The 13,708-nt window shown below is 76.4% G+C and carries 13 protein-coding genes; 4 read left to right on the forward strand and 9 right to left on the reverse strand.

Annotated features, from left to right (window positions below; genetic code table 11):
* Window positions 1–167: 167 nt before the first annotated feature.
* Window positions 168–2,933: an ATP-binding protein gene (locus HLA93_RS11925; RefSeq protein ID WP_308128083.1), complete on the forward strand. Its 2,766-nt coding sequence runs from the start codon at window positions 168–170 to the stop codon at window positions 2,931–2,933.
* 12 nt (window positions 2,934–2,945) lie between these two features.
* Here HLA93_RS11925 and HLA93_RS11930 read toward each other — a convergent pair whose 3' ends face one another.
* Entirely contained in the window at window positions 2,946–4,004 is a 1,059-nt protein-coding gene (locus tag HLA93_RS11930) for a heparan-alpha-glucosaminide N-acetyltransferase domain-containing protein (RefSeq protein ID WP_222194588.1), read from the reverse strand.
* 193 nt (window positions 4,005–4,197) lie between these two features.
* On the opposite strand from HLA93_RS11930, the gene HLA93_RS11935 reads away from it, so the two are divergent.
* The gene (locus tag HLA93_RS11935) at window positions 4,198–5,121 is read left to right on the forward strand and encodes a polysaccharide deacetylase family protein (protein WP_222194589.1); all 924 of its coding nucleotides are present in this window, start codon (window positions 4,198–4,200) and stop codon (window positions 5,119–5,121) included.
* Window positions 5,122–5,127: 6 nt separating this feature from the next.
* Here HLA93_RS11935 and HLA93_RS11940 read toward each other — a convergent pair whose 3' ends face one another.
* The 4 genes from HLA93_RS11940 to HLA93_RS11955 all read right to left on the reverse strand — a co-directional run bounded on the left by HLA93_RS11940 (window position 5,128) and on the right by HLA93_RS11955 (window position 9,519).
* The gene (locus HLA93_RS11940; protein ID WP_222194590.1) at window positions 5,128–6,390 is read right to left on the reverse strand and encodes an acyl-CoA dehydrogenase family protein; all 1,263 of its coding nucleotides are present in this window, start codon (window positions 6,388–6,390) and stop codon (window positions 5,128–5,130) included.
* Between the two features lie 95 nt (window positions 6,391–6,485).
* Window positions 6,486–7,718 (reverse strand): amidase, encoded by a 1,233-nt coding sequence (locus HLA93_RS11945; RefSeq protein WP_308128084.1) that lies wholly within the window; start codon window positions 7,716–7,718, stop codon window positions 6,486–6,488.
* Window positions 7,719–7,813: 95 nt separating this feature from the next.
* Window positions 7,814–8,608 carry a CPBP family intramembrane glutamic endopeptidase gene (locus HLA93_RS11950; protein ID WP_222194592.1) on the reverse strand — a complete coding sequence of 265 codons (795 nt, stop codon included), beginning with the start codon at window positions 8,606–8,608 and terminating at the stop codon, window positions 7,814–7,816.
* Window positions 8,605–9,519 (reverse strand): NAD(P)H-binding protein, encoded by a 915-nt coding sequence (locus HLA93_RS11955; protein ID WP_222194593.1) that lies wholly within the window; start codon window positions 9,517–9,519, stop codon window positions 8,605–8,607. The genes HLA93_RS11950 and HLA93_RS11955 overlap by 4 nt, the downstream gene beginning before the upstream one ends.
* 99 nt (window positions 9,520–9,618) lie before the next feature.
* Here HLA93_RS11955 and HLA93_RS11960 point away from each other — a divergent pair, with 99 nt between their 5' ends.
* Together HLA93_RS11960 and HLA93_RS11965 are read left to right on the forward strand one after the other, a co-directional pair.
* Complete coding sequence (locus HLA93_RS11960) at window positions 9,619–10,017, forward strand: DUF2237 family protein (RefSeq protein WP_222194594.1); 399 nt, start codon at window positions 9,619–9,621, stop codon at window positions 10,015–10,017.
* A 28-nt stretch (window positions 10,018–10,045) separates the two neighbouring features.
* Window positions 10,046–10,498 carry a nuclear transport factor 2 family protein gene (locus HLA93_RS11965; protein ID WP_222194595.1) on the forward strand — a complete coding sequence of 151 codons (453 nt, stop codon included), beginning with the start codon at window positions 10,046–10,048 and terminating at the stop codon, window positions 10,496–10,498.
* 2 nt (window positions 10,499–10,500) lie between these two features.
* Here HLA93_RS11965 and HLA93_RS11970 read toward each other — a convergent pair whose 3' ends face one another.
* The 4 genes from HLA93_RS11970 to HLA93_RS11985 all read right to left on the reverse strand — a co-directional run bounded on the left by HLA93_RS11970 (window position 10,501) and on the right by HLA93_RS11985 (window position 13,557).
* Window positions 10,501–11,454: an EamA family transporter gene (locus HLA93_RS11970; protein WP_222194596.1), complete on the reverse strand. Its 954-nt coding sequence runs from the start codon at window positions 11,452–11,454 to the stop codon at window positions 10,501–10,503.
* A 123-nt stretch (window positions 11,455–11,577) separates the two neighbouring features.
* Complete coding sequence (locus HLA93_RS11975; protein ID WP_246626550.1) at window positions 11,578–11,973, reverse strand: VOC family protein; 396 nt, start codon at window positions 11,971–11,973, stop codon at window positions 11,578–11,580.
* A 78-nt stretch (window positions 11,974–12,051) separates the two neighbouring features.
* Window positions 12,052–12,840 carry an alpha/beta fold hydrolase gene (locus tag HLA93_RS11980; RefSeq protein ID WP_222194598.1) on the reverse strand — a complete coding sequence of 263 codons (789 nt, stop codon included), beginning with the start codon at window positions 12,838–12,840 and terminating at the stop codon, window positions 12,052–12,054.
* Window positions 12,841–12,882: 42 nt separating this feature from the next.
* Window positions 12,883–13,557 carry a hypothetical protein gene (locus HLA93_RS11985; RefSeq protein WP_222194599.1) on the reverse strand — a complete coding sequence of 225 codons (675 nt, stop codon included), beginning with the start codon at window positions 13,555–13,557 and terminating at the stop codon, window positions 12,883–12,885.
* Between the last annotated feature and the right edge of the window lie 151 nt (window positions 13,558–13,708).

Here is a 13,708-nt window from a genome sequence, read left to right on the forward strand (position 1 = left end):
CCGGGGTTGTCCCGGCGGGTCCCGGCCCATCCAACCCGCCGACCGGCCACCGGCGACAGTCGGCCTGCCGAGGCGGGGCGACTGCAGCGGAGGTACGTTGCACGCCGCGGGTGGGTCGCCGGCGGCCGGCTCCCGGACGCCGTCCCGGCGGTCCTGGGCTCGCGAGCGTGCTGGTGTCCCGGCTGGAGGTGTGCGTGCGCCCTGATCCGTCGCCGGGCGCTGGGAGCGTTCCCACCGCCGCCGACCTCTTCGCCGGGGGCGGCGAGGCCGGCGAGCTGATGGCCGCCCACGACTGGTCGCGCACCCCCGTCGGGCCGGTGGCCGCCTGGCCGGCCGGGCTGCGGTTCGCCGTCCGGACCCTGCTGGCCTCCCGGTTCCCGATGGTGCTGACCTGGGGACCGGAGTACGTCCAGTTCTACAACGACGCCTACGCGCCCTTCATCGGCGACAAGCACCCGGCCATCGGGGAGGACATCCGCATCACCCTGGCCGAGGGCTGGGCCGCGTTGGCCGCGCCGGTCGAGCACGCCATGGCCACCCGGGAGGCCTCCTGGCTGCCCCGGCTGCCCCTGCTGCTGGAGCGCGCCGGCTACCGCGAGGAGACCTACTTCACCGTCTCGCACGCCCCGGCCTTCGGGGACGACGGTGCCGTCGCCGGGATGCACGGGGTCTGTACCGAGGTCACCGGCGAGGTGCTCGCCGAGCGCCGGCAGCAGCTGCTGCACGACCTGTCCACCGCCGGTGGCTCCCTCTCCGACGAGGGGGCCCTGCTGGCCGGCCTCGGCGAGGCGCTGGCCGGCGACCCGCTGGACGTGCCGTTCGCCGCCGTCTACCTGCACGACGACGGCGTCCTGCGCCGCGCCGTGACCGTGGGCTGCCCGCCGGAGCTGCTCCCCGCGTCCGTCCCCGACGCCGCGGCCCTCCCCGGACCGGTCGCCGACCTGGGCCTGGTCGGCGGGCTCTGGCAGGACCCGGTGCGCGACGCGGTGGCGCTCCCGCTGGCCGCGGCCAACGGGAGCGCGCCGATCGGCGTGCTGGTGGCAGGGGTGAGCCCGAACCGGGCGCTGGACGCCGAGTACCGCACCTTCCTGGAGCTGGTGGCCGGGCAGTTCGTCAACGCGCTGGGCAACGCCCGGGCCTTCGAGGCCGAGCGGCAGCGGGCGGAGTCGCTGGCCGAGCTCGACCGCGCCAAGACCGCGTTCTTCTCCGACGTCAGCCACGAGCTGCGCACCCCGCTGACCCTGCTGCTCGGGCCGATCGGCGACGTGCTGGCCGACACCGGCCAGCCGTTGCCGGAGGCCACCCGCGAGCAGCTCACCCTGGCGATGCGGAACGGCCAGCGCCTGCAGCGGCTGGTCAACGACCTGCTCGACTTCGCCAGCATCGAGGCCGGGCGGGCCGCCGCCGTCCGCGTCGAGACCGACGCCGCCGGCTTCACCGCCGAGCTCGCCGGGGTGCTGCGCGCCGCGGCGGAACGGGCCGGCCTCCGCCTGACGGTCGACTGCCCACCGCTGTCGCGACCGGTCCACGTCGACCCGCGGATGTGGGAGAAGATCGTCCTCAACCTGCTGTCGAACGCGGTGAAGTACACCTTCGTCGGCGGCATCGAGGTCACGCTCCGCGACGAGGACGACGAGGTCGTGCTCACCGTCGCCGACACCGGGATCGGCATCCCGGCCACCGAGCTGCCGCTGGTGTTCGACCGCTTCCACCGCGTGCAGGGCTCGCTGGCCCGCAACCGCGAGGGCACCGGCATCGGGCTGGCCCTGGTGCGCGAGCTCGTGGCCCTGCACGGCGGCACGGCCACCGTGGCCAGCGAGCCGGGCGCGGGGAGCACGTTCACCGTGCGCATCCCGTACGGCACGGCGGACGCCGCGGCCGACGCCGCCCACCCGGTCGCACCGTCGGAGGCCGCGCACGGCACCGCCCAGGCATGGGAGCAGGACGTCGCCGCGCCCGAGCTGCCCGCCGCACCGGCCGACCCGGGCACCACCGTGCTGGTCGTCGACGACAACGCCGACATGCGCACCTACCTCACCCGGCTGCTGTCGCCGGTCTGGCGGGTGGAGACGTGTGCCAACGGCGAGGAGGCGCTCGCCCGGATCGCCGAGCGCCTGCCCGACGTCGTGCTGACCGACGTGATGATGCCGCGGGTCGACGGCTTCGAGCTGCTCCGGCTGCTGCGCGAGGACCCGGCCACGCGGGCGGTCCCGGTCATCATGCTGACCGCGCGGGCCGGTCAGGAGGCCGCGGTCGAGGGCTTCGCCTCCGGGGTCGACGACTACCTGGCCAAGCCGTTCCAGGCCGCCGAGCTGATCGCCCGGGTGCGGGTCGCGATCGACCGCGCCGCGGGCATCCGCGCCGCGGCCGCCGCTCCCCCGCCGGTCCAGGTGCCGGCCGAGCCCGACGTCCGCAGCCTGGTGCCGGCGAGCCGGCCCCCGGCCGGCCCCGCGCCCTCCCCGGTCCGGTCGGCCCCGGTCCCTGTCCCGGTGGTCCCTGTCCCGGTGGCCCCTGTCCCGGTGGCCCCTGTCCCGGTGGCGCCGGCGGCCTCGGCACCGGGACCGCTCACCGAGCGCTGGCGGCTCCCGTCGTCCCCCGGGGCGATCCCGGTGCTGCGCCGGGCGCTCCGCCGGCTGCTCGCCGACGCCGGGCTGGGCGAGGACCAGGCCTATGACCTGCTGCTGGCCGCCTGCGAGGCCGCGACCAACGCGATCGAGCACGCCCAGCACCCGACCCAGCCGTTCGTCGACGTGACCGCCGAGGCGTCCGCCGCCGAGGTGGTGATCGTCGTCCGGGACCACGGGCAGTGGCGGGAACGGGTGCCGAGCATGGACCGCGGCCGCGGCTCCACGCTGATGAGCGCGGTCGCCGACATCTCCGTCGTCCCCGGCCCGGAGGGCACCACGGTCGCGATCCGCGCGCCGCGGGTCTGAGCCGCGCGCAGCTCAGACCCGGACCACCACGCCGCGCCGGAGCAGCGCCGCGCACACCGCACCGATGACCGCGACCGACGCGATCGGGTAGAGCCAGGCCGATGCGGCGGCCCCCGCCACGGAGCTGACCCAGCCGTCGACGGCGGGCTGCACCGTGTCGCCGAGCGCGGCCCGGAAGACCAGCTCGGAGAAGACGAACGCCACGATCGCGTTGGCGCCCAGCACCTCGGCCGGCCGCAGCGGGCGCCGCACGCCCCGCTGGTCGGCCAGCCAGTGCAGCGCCGCCAGCGCCAGGAGGGCGATCCCGGCGGTGACCAGCACGAAGGACGGCGACCACAGCCGCTTGTTCACCGGCACGAGCGGGGCGAGCGCGAGCCCGGCGGCCAGCACCGCGGCCCCACCCCCGGCCAGCCGTACCAGCGCAGGCCGCCCCGGAGCCCGCTGCAGCGCCCGCCCGGCCAGCACACCCAGGTAGACGGTGACCGCGCTGCCCAGGTAGGAGTGCGGCGCCTCGGCGGAGAACGGCAGCCCGAGCGCGCCGTCGACCAGGTGCCCCCAGGAACGGTCCGGGGCCGCCCCGGCGACCCGGGTGGCCACGGTCAGCCCGGCCAGCAGCGCGGCGGCTGCGACCGGCTGGACCGCCCGGGGCAACCGGAGCAGCAGCCAGCACAGCAGGTAGGCACCGGCGATGTGCCCCAGCACCCCGGCGCCGACGACGCCCGGCCCGTACTTGGCGGTCACCACCAGCCAGCCGAGCAGCGCCAGCTTCAGCACCCGGGTCAGGACGTCGCGGGGACGGGCGGCCCGCCGGGAGAAGGGCATCGAGACGCCGACCACCAGGAGGAAGACCGGGAAGACGACGTCGGCCACGTGCAGCCCGTCCCAGCCGGTGTGCTGCAGCTGCGGGGTGATCGAGTCGTTGCCGCGGTTGTCGACCACGAGCATCCCGACCACGGCCAGCCCGCGCAGCGCGTCCACCCCACGCAGCCGCGGAGCAGTCGCCGGCGCCGGGGCGGCCGGGGGGCGCGCCACCTCGGCCGCACGCGGTGGTGCCACCAGGTGACTGGTCACGCAGCCACGCTAAGGCGGCCCGCGCCGCCCCGCCTGCCGAGCGCGGTTCCTCCCCCGGTCGGACGACACGCCCCGGCACGCACCGCCGGGGCGCCGCCGGCTGGGTTAGCGTCCGCCGACCGAGCGGGGCGACCCGCCCGGCTGCGCCTGCTCCCGTCCGGGACCCTGGCCGGCCCGAGACGAGGAGCGACGGATGGCGGGGAGCAGCAGACGGCGCTTCCTGCTGGGCGCCGGCGCGACCGGGCTGGCGATCGGCCTCGGCTCGGCCGCCACCGCCGGCGCGGTGCCCGGCACGAGCGCGAAGGACCTCGTCCCCGCACCCCGAGTGCCGGCCGACGGGACCTCGGGGCAGGGGGTCGGCGCCGCCTTCCCGGAGGTGTGGGAGGAGCCCGGTCGCTTCGGCGCCCCGCGGGTGGTCTGGTCGCTGCCGGTGGACGAGCCGCTGGCCGCGCTCACCTTCGACGACGGCCCCACCCCCGAGTACACGCCCCGGGTGCTGGCGGCCCTGGCCGCCGCCGGGGTCACCGCCACCTTCAACGTCATGGGCGCCAACGCGGTCGCCCACCCCGGCCTGCTGCGCGAGATCGTCGCGGCCGGGCACGAGGTGGGCAACCACTCGTGGAGCCACCGGGACCAGACCGGGCTCACCGTCGCCGAGACCCGCACCGAGATCGTCCGCTGCGCCGACGAGGTCGGCGCGGTCACCGGCCGGCCGCTGACCGGCTTCCGCCCGCCGCGCGGGAAGCTGACCGGCTACGGCCTGCGGGTGTGCGCCGAGCTCGGCTACGACGTGTGGATCTGGTCGTGCACCCGGGGCCCCGACGGCACCGGGACCCCCGGCGTCGTCAGCACGCACCTGGCCCGCACCGTGCGGCCCGGGGACGTGGTGTGCCTGCACGACGGGCTGGGCCGGGGCACCTTCCAGCCCGGGACGGCCTTCGCCGCCGGCCTGGCCGCGCGCCGCGAGGTGGAGGTCCGGGCGCTGCCCGACGCGCTGCGCCGGATCGCCGACCGGGGCATCACCCTGACCAGCGCCGGGCAGCTGCTGGCCGCGGCCGACCGGGAGGCCGCCGTCCGCACGCTGACGGCGGCCGGCCTCCCCGTCGGGACCGCCTGAGACCGGTCAGCCCAGCGGGCTGCGCGGCAGCATCGCGTTGCTGATGATCCGCTTCTGGATCTCGCTGGTGCCCTCGAAGATGGTGGTCAGCCGGGCGTCCCGCCAGTGCCGCTCCACCTGGCGCTCGGTGGTGTAGCCGTTGCCGCCGTGCAGCTGCATCGCCTGGTTGGTCACCCGCACCGCCATCTCGGTGGCCTGCAGCTTCACCATCGCCGCCTCCCGCTCGCAGGGCAGGCCCTCGTCCAGCAGGTGCGCGACCTGCCGGTAGAACGCCCGCGACTGCTCCACCTCGGCGGCCATCTCGGCGAGGGTGAAGCGCAGCGCCTGGAAGTCCCCGATCGGATGGCCGAACTGCGCGCGTTCCTGCAGGTACAGCGTGCAGTCCTCGACGGCGGCGCGGGCCAGCCCGACGGCCCGGGCCGCGGTGTGCACCCGGGCGGTGTTCAGGAAGGCCTGCGCCTCCCGGAAGCCGGCGCCGGAGTCCGCGCCGTCCGAACCGCCCTCACCGGGGGCGACGATCAGGTCCCCGGCCGGGATGCGCACCCCGTCGAAGGTGAGGTCCCAGGTCAGGAAGCCGTGGTAGCCGACCTTGTCGATGGCGTGACCCGACAGCCCGGGCGGGAACTCCCCGCGCTCCTTGACCAGCAGCAGGTTCCGCAGCCCCCGAGACCGGGACTCCCCCGGCGCCGGGTCGGCCACCCGCACCAGCACCTGGATGAAGTCGGCGGCCTTCGCGTTGCCGCACCAGCGCTTGCGGCCGGTGACCACCCACTCGTCGCCGTCGAGCACCGCGCGGGTCTGCACGTTCGCCAGGTCCGAGCCGGCCTCCGGCTCCGACAGGGCCACCGCACCGATCCACGAGCCGCCGGCGCTGCGGCGCAGCAGCTCACGGCGCCGGTCCGGGTCGGCCACCGCCGTCCCCATGCCCTGCGAGCGGGCCAGGATGCTGGCCACGCTCATCCACGCCCGGGCCAGCTCCTCGCTGACCATGCAGTACTCGAAGACGCCCAGCCCCAGCCCGCCGTCGTCCGCGGGGACGGTGATGCCGAAGAACCCCAGCTCGCCCAGCCGCTCCAGCAGGTGCTGCGGGATCTCGCCCTTCTGCGGGTCGAGCTCGTTCGCCACCGGCAGCACCTCGTCCATCGCGAACCGGCGGGCCTGCTCCTGCAGCTGCGCCCGGGCCGGCGTGTGCCAGGGCGGGAGCAGCGCCGGCGGCCGGGGCGGCCAAGGCTGGTCGGGGGTCGCGGTGCGGTGGGCGGTCGACGTCATCGTCGCAGGCCTCCTGGAACGTCAGCGGTCCGGTCCGCTCACTGTCCAGGGAGGAGGCAGCGGACGCACCCCTGAGTGATCAAGGCAACACCGCCTCAGTCGACGGAGCACGGCGGCCGCTGCGCGTGCCAGGAGGTGCGCTGCTGGAACCAGGCGCCGGCGTCCAGCAGCCGGTCCTCCCCGCCCGCCGGTGCGGTCAGCTGCGCGCCGACCGGCATCCCGGAGACCGGGTGCCGGCCCACCGGCAGCGCCAGCGTGGGGCCGGCGTGCAGCGACCAGGGCGCGGTGAGCAGGGCCAGCCGGCGGGTGAGGGCCAGGACGTCCTCGTCCGTCGCCGCCAGCGGGACGTCGACCGCCAGCGTCGGGGTGAGCAGCACGTCGACGCCGGCGAACACCTCGTCCATGCCCCGTTGGAACTCCGCCCGGGCCTCCAGCGCCTCCGCCCGGTCGCCCTCGGTGACCCGCGTGCCGACCCGCACCCGGGCGAGCGTGTCGGGGTGGAACAGGTCTGGCGCGGCCAGCCGCGTCTGGTGCAGGTCGGCCATGCCGGCGTAGACGATCGTGTAGAGCACGTCCTGGGCCGAGCAGATGCCCGGCACCTCCACCGGCACCAGCTCCGTGCCGCCTTCGGCGAACACCTGCGCCGCCGCCGCGACGACCTGCTCGACACCGGCGTCCAGCTCCCCGTACCAGTGCGCCGGCAGCCCGATCCGCGTCGGCGGCGCGGGGACGGGCTCGCGCACCGGGCGGCCGGCGAGCACCGCGAACGTGCGGGCCACCAGCTGCACGTCCCGGGCGATCGGGCCGACGGCGTCGACCAGCTCGCAGACCGGGAAGGTGCCGGCCTGCGGGACGACGGACCCGCCCGGGCGCAGCCCCGTCACCCCGCACGCCGCCGCCGGGACCCGCACCGACCCCCCGGTGTCGGTGCCCACGGCCACGTCGACCAGCCCGGCGGCGACCGCGGCCGCGCTGCCGCCGCTGGACCCGCCGGGGATGCGGGCGAGGTCCCAGGGGTTCCGGCACGGGCCGGCCGCGGAGTTCTGCGAGGTCATCCCCACGGCGAACTCGCTGAGGTTGGTCTTGGCCACCACCTGCGCGCCCGCGGCGACCAGCCGGGTGACCACCTCGGCGTCGTCCTCGGGCACCCGGTCGGCGAAGTGGGCCGACCCGCAGGTGGTGCGCACCCCGGCGGTGTCGATGTTGTCCTTCAACCCCACGCGCAGGCCGGCCAGCGGCCCCTCGGCGGCGTGCGGCAGCGGCGGGTCGAGCACCGTGACCACGGCGTTGGTCGCGGCCAGCACCTCCTGCCGGCGGTGGACGCTCACCGGCACGCCCGGGCTCGGGGACGGGAGGTCTGCGCGATCACGGGCGGAGCCTGCCATCCGCGCGGCCTCCCGTCAGCCCAGCCGCGCGCGGGACGTCAGGCGGGCTGGGCCGGGCTCGGGTCGTCGACCGAGGGCTCGTCGGCGAACAGCGGCGGCAGGTACCGCAGCATCAGCACCGACCAGGTCACGTGCGAGATCACCGGGGCCTGGATGCCGCCGCTGGCCCGGCGCTGCAGCGCGAACAGCAGACCCATCGGCACCGATGCGAGCACCAGCGCCGGGTTGCGGGTGGCGACGGTGGCCAGCGAGTAGACGGCCGAGGACTTCAGCACCGGGTGCTCGGCCCCCACCGCCGCGTACAGCGCGCCCCGGAAGAACACCTCCTCGGCGACCCCGTTCGCCAGCGTCGTCGCCGTCACCATGCCCGGGTTGCCCTGCTGGGCGTACCGCAGCACCCGGGTGACCGCGGCGTCCAGCGGCGGGACGTGCTTGGCCACCCGCGCGGCACCGTAGAACAGACCGAACGCCCCGGCCCCGGCGATCACCGGGGTGAGCAGCGGGCGGCGCATCGTGGCCCTCGGCGTCTGCACCCACCCCAGGTGCAGCGGCCCGGAGGCCACGCCACCGGCGACCCACGTGGCGGCGACGCCGAGGGTGAGCGCGTAGAACGACGGCGAGTTCGGCCGGCGGGACAGCGACACCCCCAGCAGCCCGGCCCCCAGCACCGAGACCGCACCGGTCACCCGGCGGCGGCGGTGGAACGCGGCGTCGGACTCCCGGTGGTCGCGGGGCACCTTGTCCACCAGCCAGGACGGCGCCCGCGCCAGCAGCCGGGTCAGCCCCTCGTCGGAGACCAGGGCCTGCCCCAGCCGACGGCGGGAGCGGGTCACCGGCTCCGCTCCGCGCGGGCGGCCCGACGTGCCCGGGCGCGCTCGCCCAGGGCGGTGAGCACCGCCTGGTCGTAGTCCATCGGCTCGAACGGGACGACGGAGCGGATCGCGTCGTCGCGGACCACGACCTCGTTGGCCATCGAGTCGATCAGCGACCGGCCCGTCTGCAGGTCGACGTCGGTGACCAGGGACAGCCACCGCGACGACAGCTGGGGACTGAGCAGCGGCACCGGCACGATCAGCAGCCGGCGCCCCTGGAGCTCCGCGACCCGGGTGAGCATCTCCAGGTACTCGAGCACCTCCGGGCCGCCGACGTCGAAGACGCGGCCCTCGGCCTCCGGCGCCTCCAGCACCCCCACCAGGTACCGGACGACGTCCGCGACCGCGATCGGCTGGGTGCGGGTGTGCACCCAACGCGGCGTGATCATGGCCGGCAGGTGGGCGACCAGCTGCCGGGTCATCTCCCAGGACACCCCGCCGTGGCCGACCACGATGCCGGCCCGCAGCACGGTGACCGGCACGCTGCCCTCGGCCAGCAGGCGCTCGACCTGACGGCGGCTGCGCAGGTGCGCGGACAGGTCGTCGGAGTCCTCGCCGAGCCCGCCCAGGTAGACGATCCGCCCCACCCCGGCGTCGGCCGCGGCCCGGGAGAAGGAGCGGGCGGCCGCGGCGTCCTTGTCCTGGAAGTCGGCGGAGTCCAGCGAGTGCACCAGGTAGTAGGCCGCCGCGCAGTCGGCCAGCGCGCTGCGCAGCGAGGACTCGTCGCCGACGTCGCCGGGCACCGGCGAGCCGGCCCCCGAGTAGGTGTCCGGGTGGCGGGTCATCGCCCGGACCTCGTGACCGGCCTCCTCCAGCGCGACGCACAACCTGCTGCCGACGAACCCCGACGCCCCGGTGACCAGTACTCGCACAGCGCCCACCCTCGTCGTCCCGCCCCGGGCGCGCGACTCGGCCGCGCACCACCGGAGCACCGGTGAGCGCCGCACCGGGTGGAGCGGCAGGATCGGGGGATGACCGGACCCAGCCCGGAGCGGAACGTGCTCGGCGGGCCACTGGAGCCGTGCGGCACCGACCCGATGACCGGCTTCACCCGCGACGGCTCGTGCACCAGCGGGCCGGAGGACCGGGGCAGCCACACCGTCTGCACCGTCGTCTCCGCCGAGTTCCTGCAGATGCAGCGGGAGCTGGGCAACGACCTGACCACCCCCCGCCCCGAGTACGGCTTCCCGGGGCTGCGTCCGGGCGACCGCTGGTGCGTCGTCGCCGTCCGCTGGTTGCAGGCCTACCAGGCCGGCGTGCCGGCCGGGGTCGTGCTCGCGGCGACCAACGAGCGCGCGCTCCAGGTGGTACCGCTGGAGGCGCTGCGCTCCCAGGCGGTCGACGTCCCCGACGACCTCTCCTCGCTCTGACCGCCCTGAGCTGCGCCAGGATGGGCCGGTGACCGACCGCCCGCCGCTGCCGCCCTTCACCGCCGAGACCGCCGCCGCAAAGGTGCAGGCCGCCGAGGACGCCTGGAACAGCCGCGACCCGCAGCGCGTCTCGCTGGCCTACACCGAGGACTCGGTCTGGCGGAACCGGGACACGTTCCTCACCGGCCGTGCGGAGATCGTCGAGTTCCTCACCGCCAAGTGGGAGCGCGAGCTGGACTACGTGCTGCGCAAGTCGCTGTGGGCGTTCACCGGCGACCGGATCGCCGTCCGCTTCCAGTACGAGTGGCACGACGCGGCCGGGCAGTGGTGGCGCAGCCACGGCAACGAGAACTGGGAGTTCGACGCGCACGGGCTCATGCGCCGGCGCGAGGCGAGCATCAACGACGTCCCGATCGCCGCGGCGGACCGGCGGATCACCGGCCCGCGCACCCCCGGCGAGCCGGACCTGCCGCTGCGCTGAGCTCAGCTGGGCACGGTCTCCGGCACCGGCGCCGGAGCCGCCGCCCGGGCGGTCTGGGCCAGCACGATCCCGGCCAGGACGACGGCGCCGCCGGCGACCTGCCACGGCGTGAGCGCCTGCTCGACCCACAGCCAGGCCACGATCGCGGCCAGCACCGGCTCGGCCGTCGCCACGATCCCGGCGGTGGTGGGCGGCAGGTGCCGCAGCGCGGCCAGGGACAGCCAGAAGGGCAGCGCGGCGCCGAGCACGGCGATCCAGCCCACGAGCACCCAGAGCGGCAGCTGGGCGCTGCCCAGCGAGACCGGCACCCGCTCGGCGAGGACGCCGGCGTCGAACCGCCACCACGGCGCGGCGACGGCCCAGAAGACCGCGGCCGCCGCGAAGCTCCAGGCGGTCACGGCCATCGGGTCGAGGTCGGCGGCGCTGCGCTCACCCACCAGGTAGTAGGTGGCCAGGCAGATCGCCGCGGTGAGGGCCACCGCGACGCCGAGCGGGTCGAGCGACCCGCCGCCGGCCCACACCTCCGCGACCAGCACCAGGCCCGACAGTGACAGGGCCAGCGCCCACCACAACCGGTTGCGGACCTGCTCGCGGCGGACCAGCCACACGTAGAGCGCGATGAACACCGGTGCGGTCATCTCGAACACCAGGGCGATGCCGACCGGCAGCCGGCCGTCGATCGCGGTGTAGAAGAGGAACTGGGTCGCCGCGATGCCCACCACGCCCAGCAGCGCGACCAGCGGGACGTCGCCCCGCCGCAGCCGCAGCCGCCGCGGGGCCACGACGGCCAGCGCGAGCAACAGGGCGATCGCCGCGCCGGTGCAGCGCAGCGCGGTCAGCCGGGTGGGCGCGATGCCCGCCTGCAGCGCCAGCGTGGAGACCGTGCCGTTGATCGCGAAGACCCCGGCCGCCGCGAGGGTGAGCAGGTGGCCCACGGCGGGGCGGGGGGTGGACACCCCGTGAAGGTAGCGGGCGACCGTCGTTTTGCCACCTACTTCTTGGCGGGCGGTCGCCGAGTGCGAGCTGTGCGCCTCTCGCACCCGGGCGAGGCGTGCGCAGCCCGACACTCGACGCGCGGGTCAGGCCTGGAGCGCTGCGGGGTCCATCCACGCCGCCTCCCAGACGTTGCCGTCCGGGTCGGTGAAGCTGGTGCCGTACATGAAGCCGTGGTCCTGGGCCGGCAGCCAGGGCTTTCCGCCCGCGGCCAGCGCGCGGGCCAGCAGGTCGTCGCACTCGGCCCGGTCGGTCGCGGAGACCGCGTTCAGCACCGAGGTCGCCTGGGCCGGGTCGCCGACCTCCCCCGCCACGAAGCCGGCGAACTTCTCCCGGGTCAGCAGCATGACCATGACGTTCTCCTCGATCACCATCCCAGCCCCGGTGTCGTCGCTGTACCGGGCGTCCTGGGTGAACCCCAGCGCCGAGTAGAAGGCGGTGGCCCGCGCCAGGTCGGTGACCGGCAGGTTGACGAAGATCATGCGCACGGGGAGCTCCTCGATGGCGTGGGGCCGCCGTCCGGCCCCGTCAGCAGCTCAGACGCCCCCGGCGCACCGAACTCATCGGCGGGCGGTCGCGGCGAGCACCAGGGCCACGGTCTCCTCGGGGACGTCCCACATCGGGAGGTGCCCCGACCCGTCGAACCAGTGCAGCCCGGCGTCGGGGAAGGCCCGGACCGCCCGCGCCGCCTGGCGGGCCAGGGTCACCCGGTCGCGTCGTCCCCAGCCGATGGTCAACCGGCCCGGCAGCGACCCGGCCGGCGCCCCCTGCTGGCGGGGCCCCCGGGCCAGATCGCTGAGCACCGCGTCGAAGGACGGCGACCGGGCGTACCCGGTGAGCTCCCGGGTCACCACGTCGCTGTCCAGCGCCCAGGGGCGGGCGGAGAACTGGGCCAGCAGGGCCGTCCGGCCGGCGGTGGTGCGCAGCAGCGCGGGCAGCGCAGGACGGACGCCCCGGACGAGGGCGATGGAGGCGCGCAGGCTGGCGTGGAAGACCGCCGCCTCGCGCGGAGACCAGAAGCCACCGGGATCGAGGGCCACGTTGTCCGCCCCGACCCCTCGCCGGGACAGCTCCAGCACCATCCGGGCTCCCAGCGAGCTGCCGACCAGCGGGGCGTCGGCCAGCCCCTCCGCCCGCAGCCAGCTCTCCAGGGCGTCGGTGAGCGAGCCGGAGGTCGGGTGCGGCAGCGGCGGGGTGTCGCCGGCGAACCCCGGCAGGTCCACCGCCACCACCTCGCGCTCGGTCGCCAGACCCGGCAGCACCGGGTCCCAGGAGCGCCACGAGCCACCGAGCCCGTGCACCAGGACGAGCGGGCTGCCGGAGCCGGAACGGTGCGCTGCGAGGTCCACGCCCCCGGCTACCCACGGCACCGGCAGCCACCCACCCTCGGTTCAGACGGTGGTGTCGCTGGTGCTGCCGCCGTCGCCCGTGCTGCCGTCGCTGCTGCCGCCGTCGGGGACGGTGCCGTCGGGGGCGGTGCCGCCGAAGCCGCCCATCCCGCCCGGTGGCGCTCCCCGGCCACCCGTGCCGCCCGGCAGGCTGCCGTCCGGGAGCGTGCCGTAGCCGGAGCTGCCCTCCGGCACGGTGCCGCCGGGCACGGTCTGGCCGGTCGACGCGCCGGTGTCCGCCGTGGCCGTCCCGGCGGTGGCCTGGCCGACCACGACGCCGACGACGACGCCGACGGCCAGCAGCCCGGCGCCGGCCAGCCCGCTGAGCACGGCGGCCCGACCCGGCCGCCGTCGGGCCGACCCGCCCACGGACCGCCCGGCGGCGGGGGGCTCGGCGGCGGGGGGCTCGGCGGGGCGCTCGGTGGCTGGGGGCTCGGCGGCCAGGGGTTCGGCGGCTGGGTGCACAGCGGCGGATCCGGCCGGCCGGGCGGGCGTCTCCGCTGTCGGGACGCCGGCCTCCGGCACCTCGACCGCCGGCGACCGGACGGCGGGCGACTGCGCGGTCGGGGCGTCCGCCGGATGCGCCGCAGCGAGCGGGGCGGGGAACGGCCGGGTCTCCTGGCGCGCCGGCACGCCCGGCTGCGGCTCGGCGTTGCCGGGGCGGGTGGGCTCGCTCATCGGTGCTCCTGGGGGCTCGGGGGGTCTTCATCCGAGACCCTCGCCGTCCCGACTGTGGGCGTCGGCGGCAGGCACTGGGCGGGGCCTGTGAAGATGTCGGTGCGGGGGTGGGTGTGCACCGGCCACCCGGGTCCGACAGCATGTGCGGGTC

The sequence above is a fragment of the Modestobacter italicus genome (assembly GCF_019799965.1).
GTDB classification, from domain to species: Bacteria; Actinomycetota; Actinomycetes; order Mycobacteriales; family Geodermatophilaceae; genus Modestobacter; species Modestobacter italicus_A.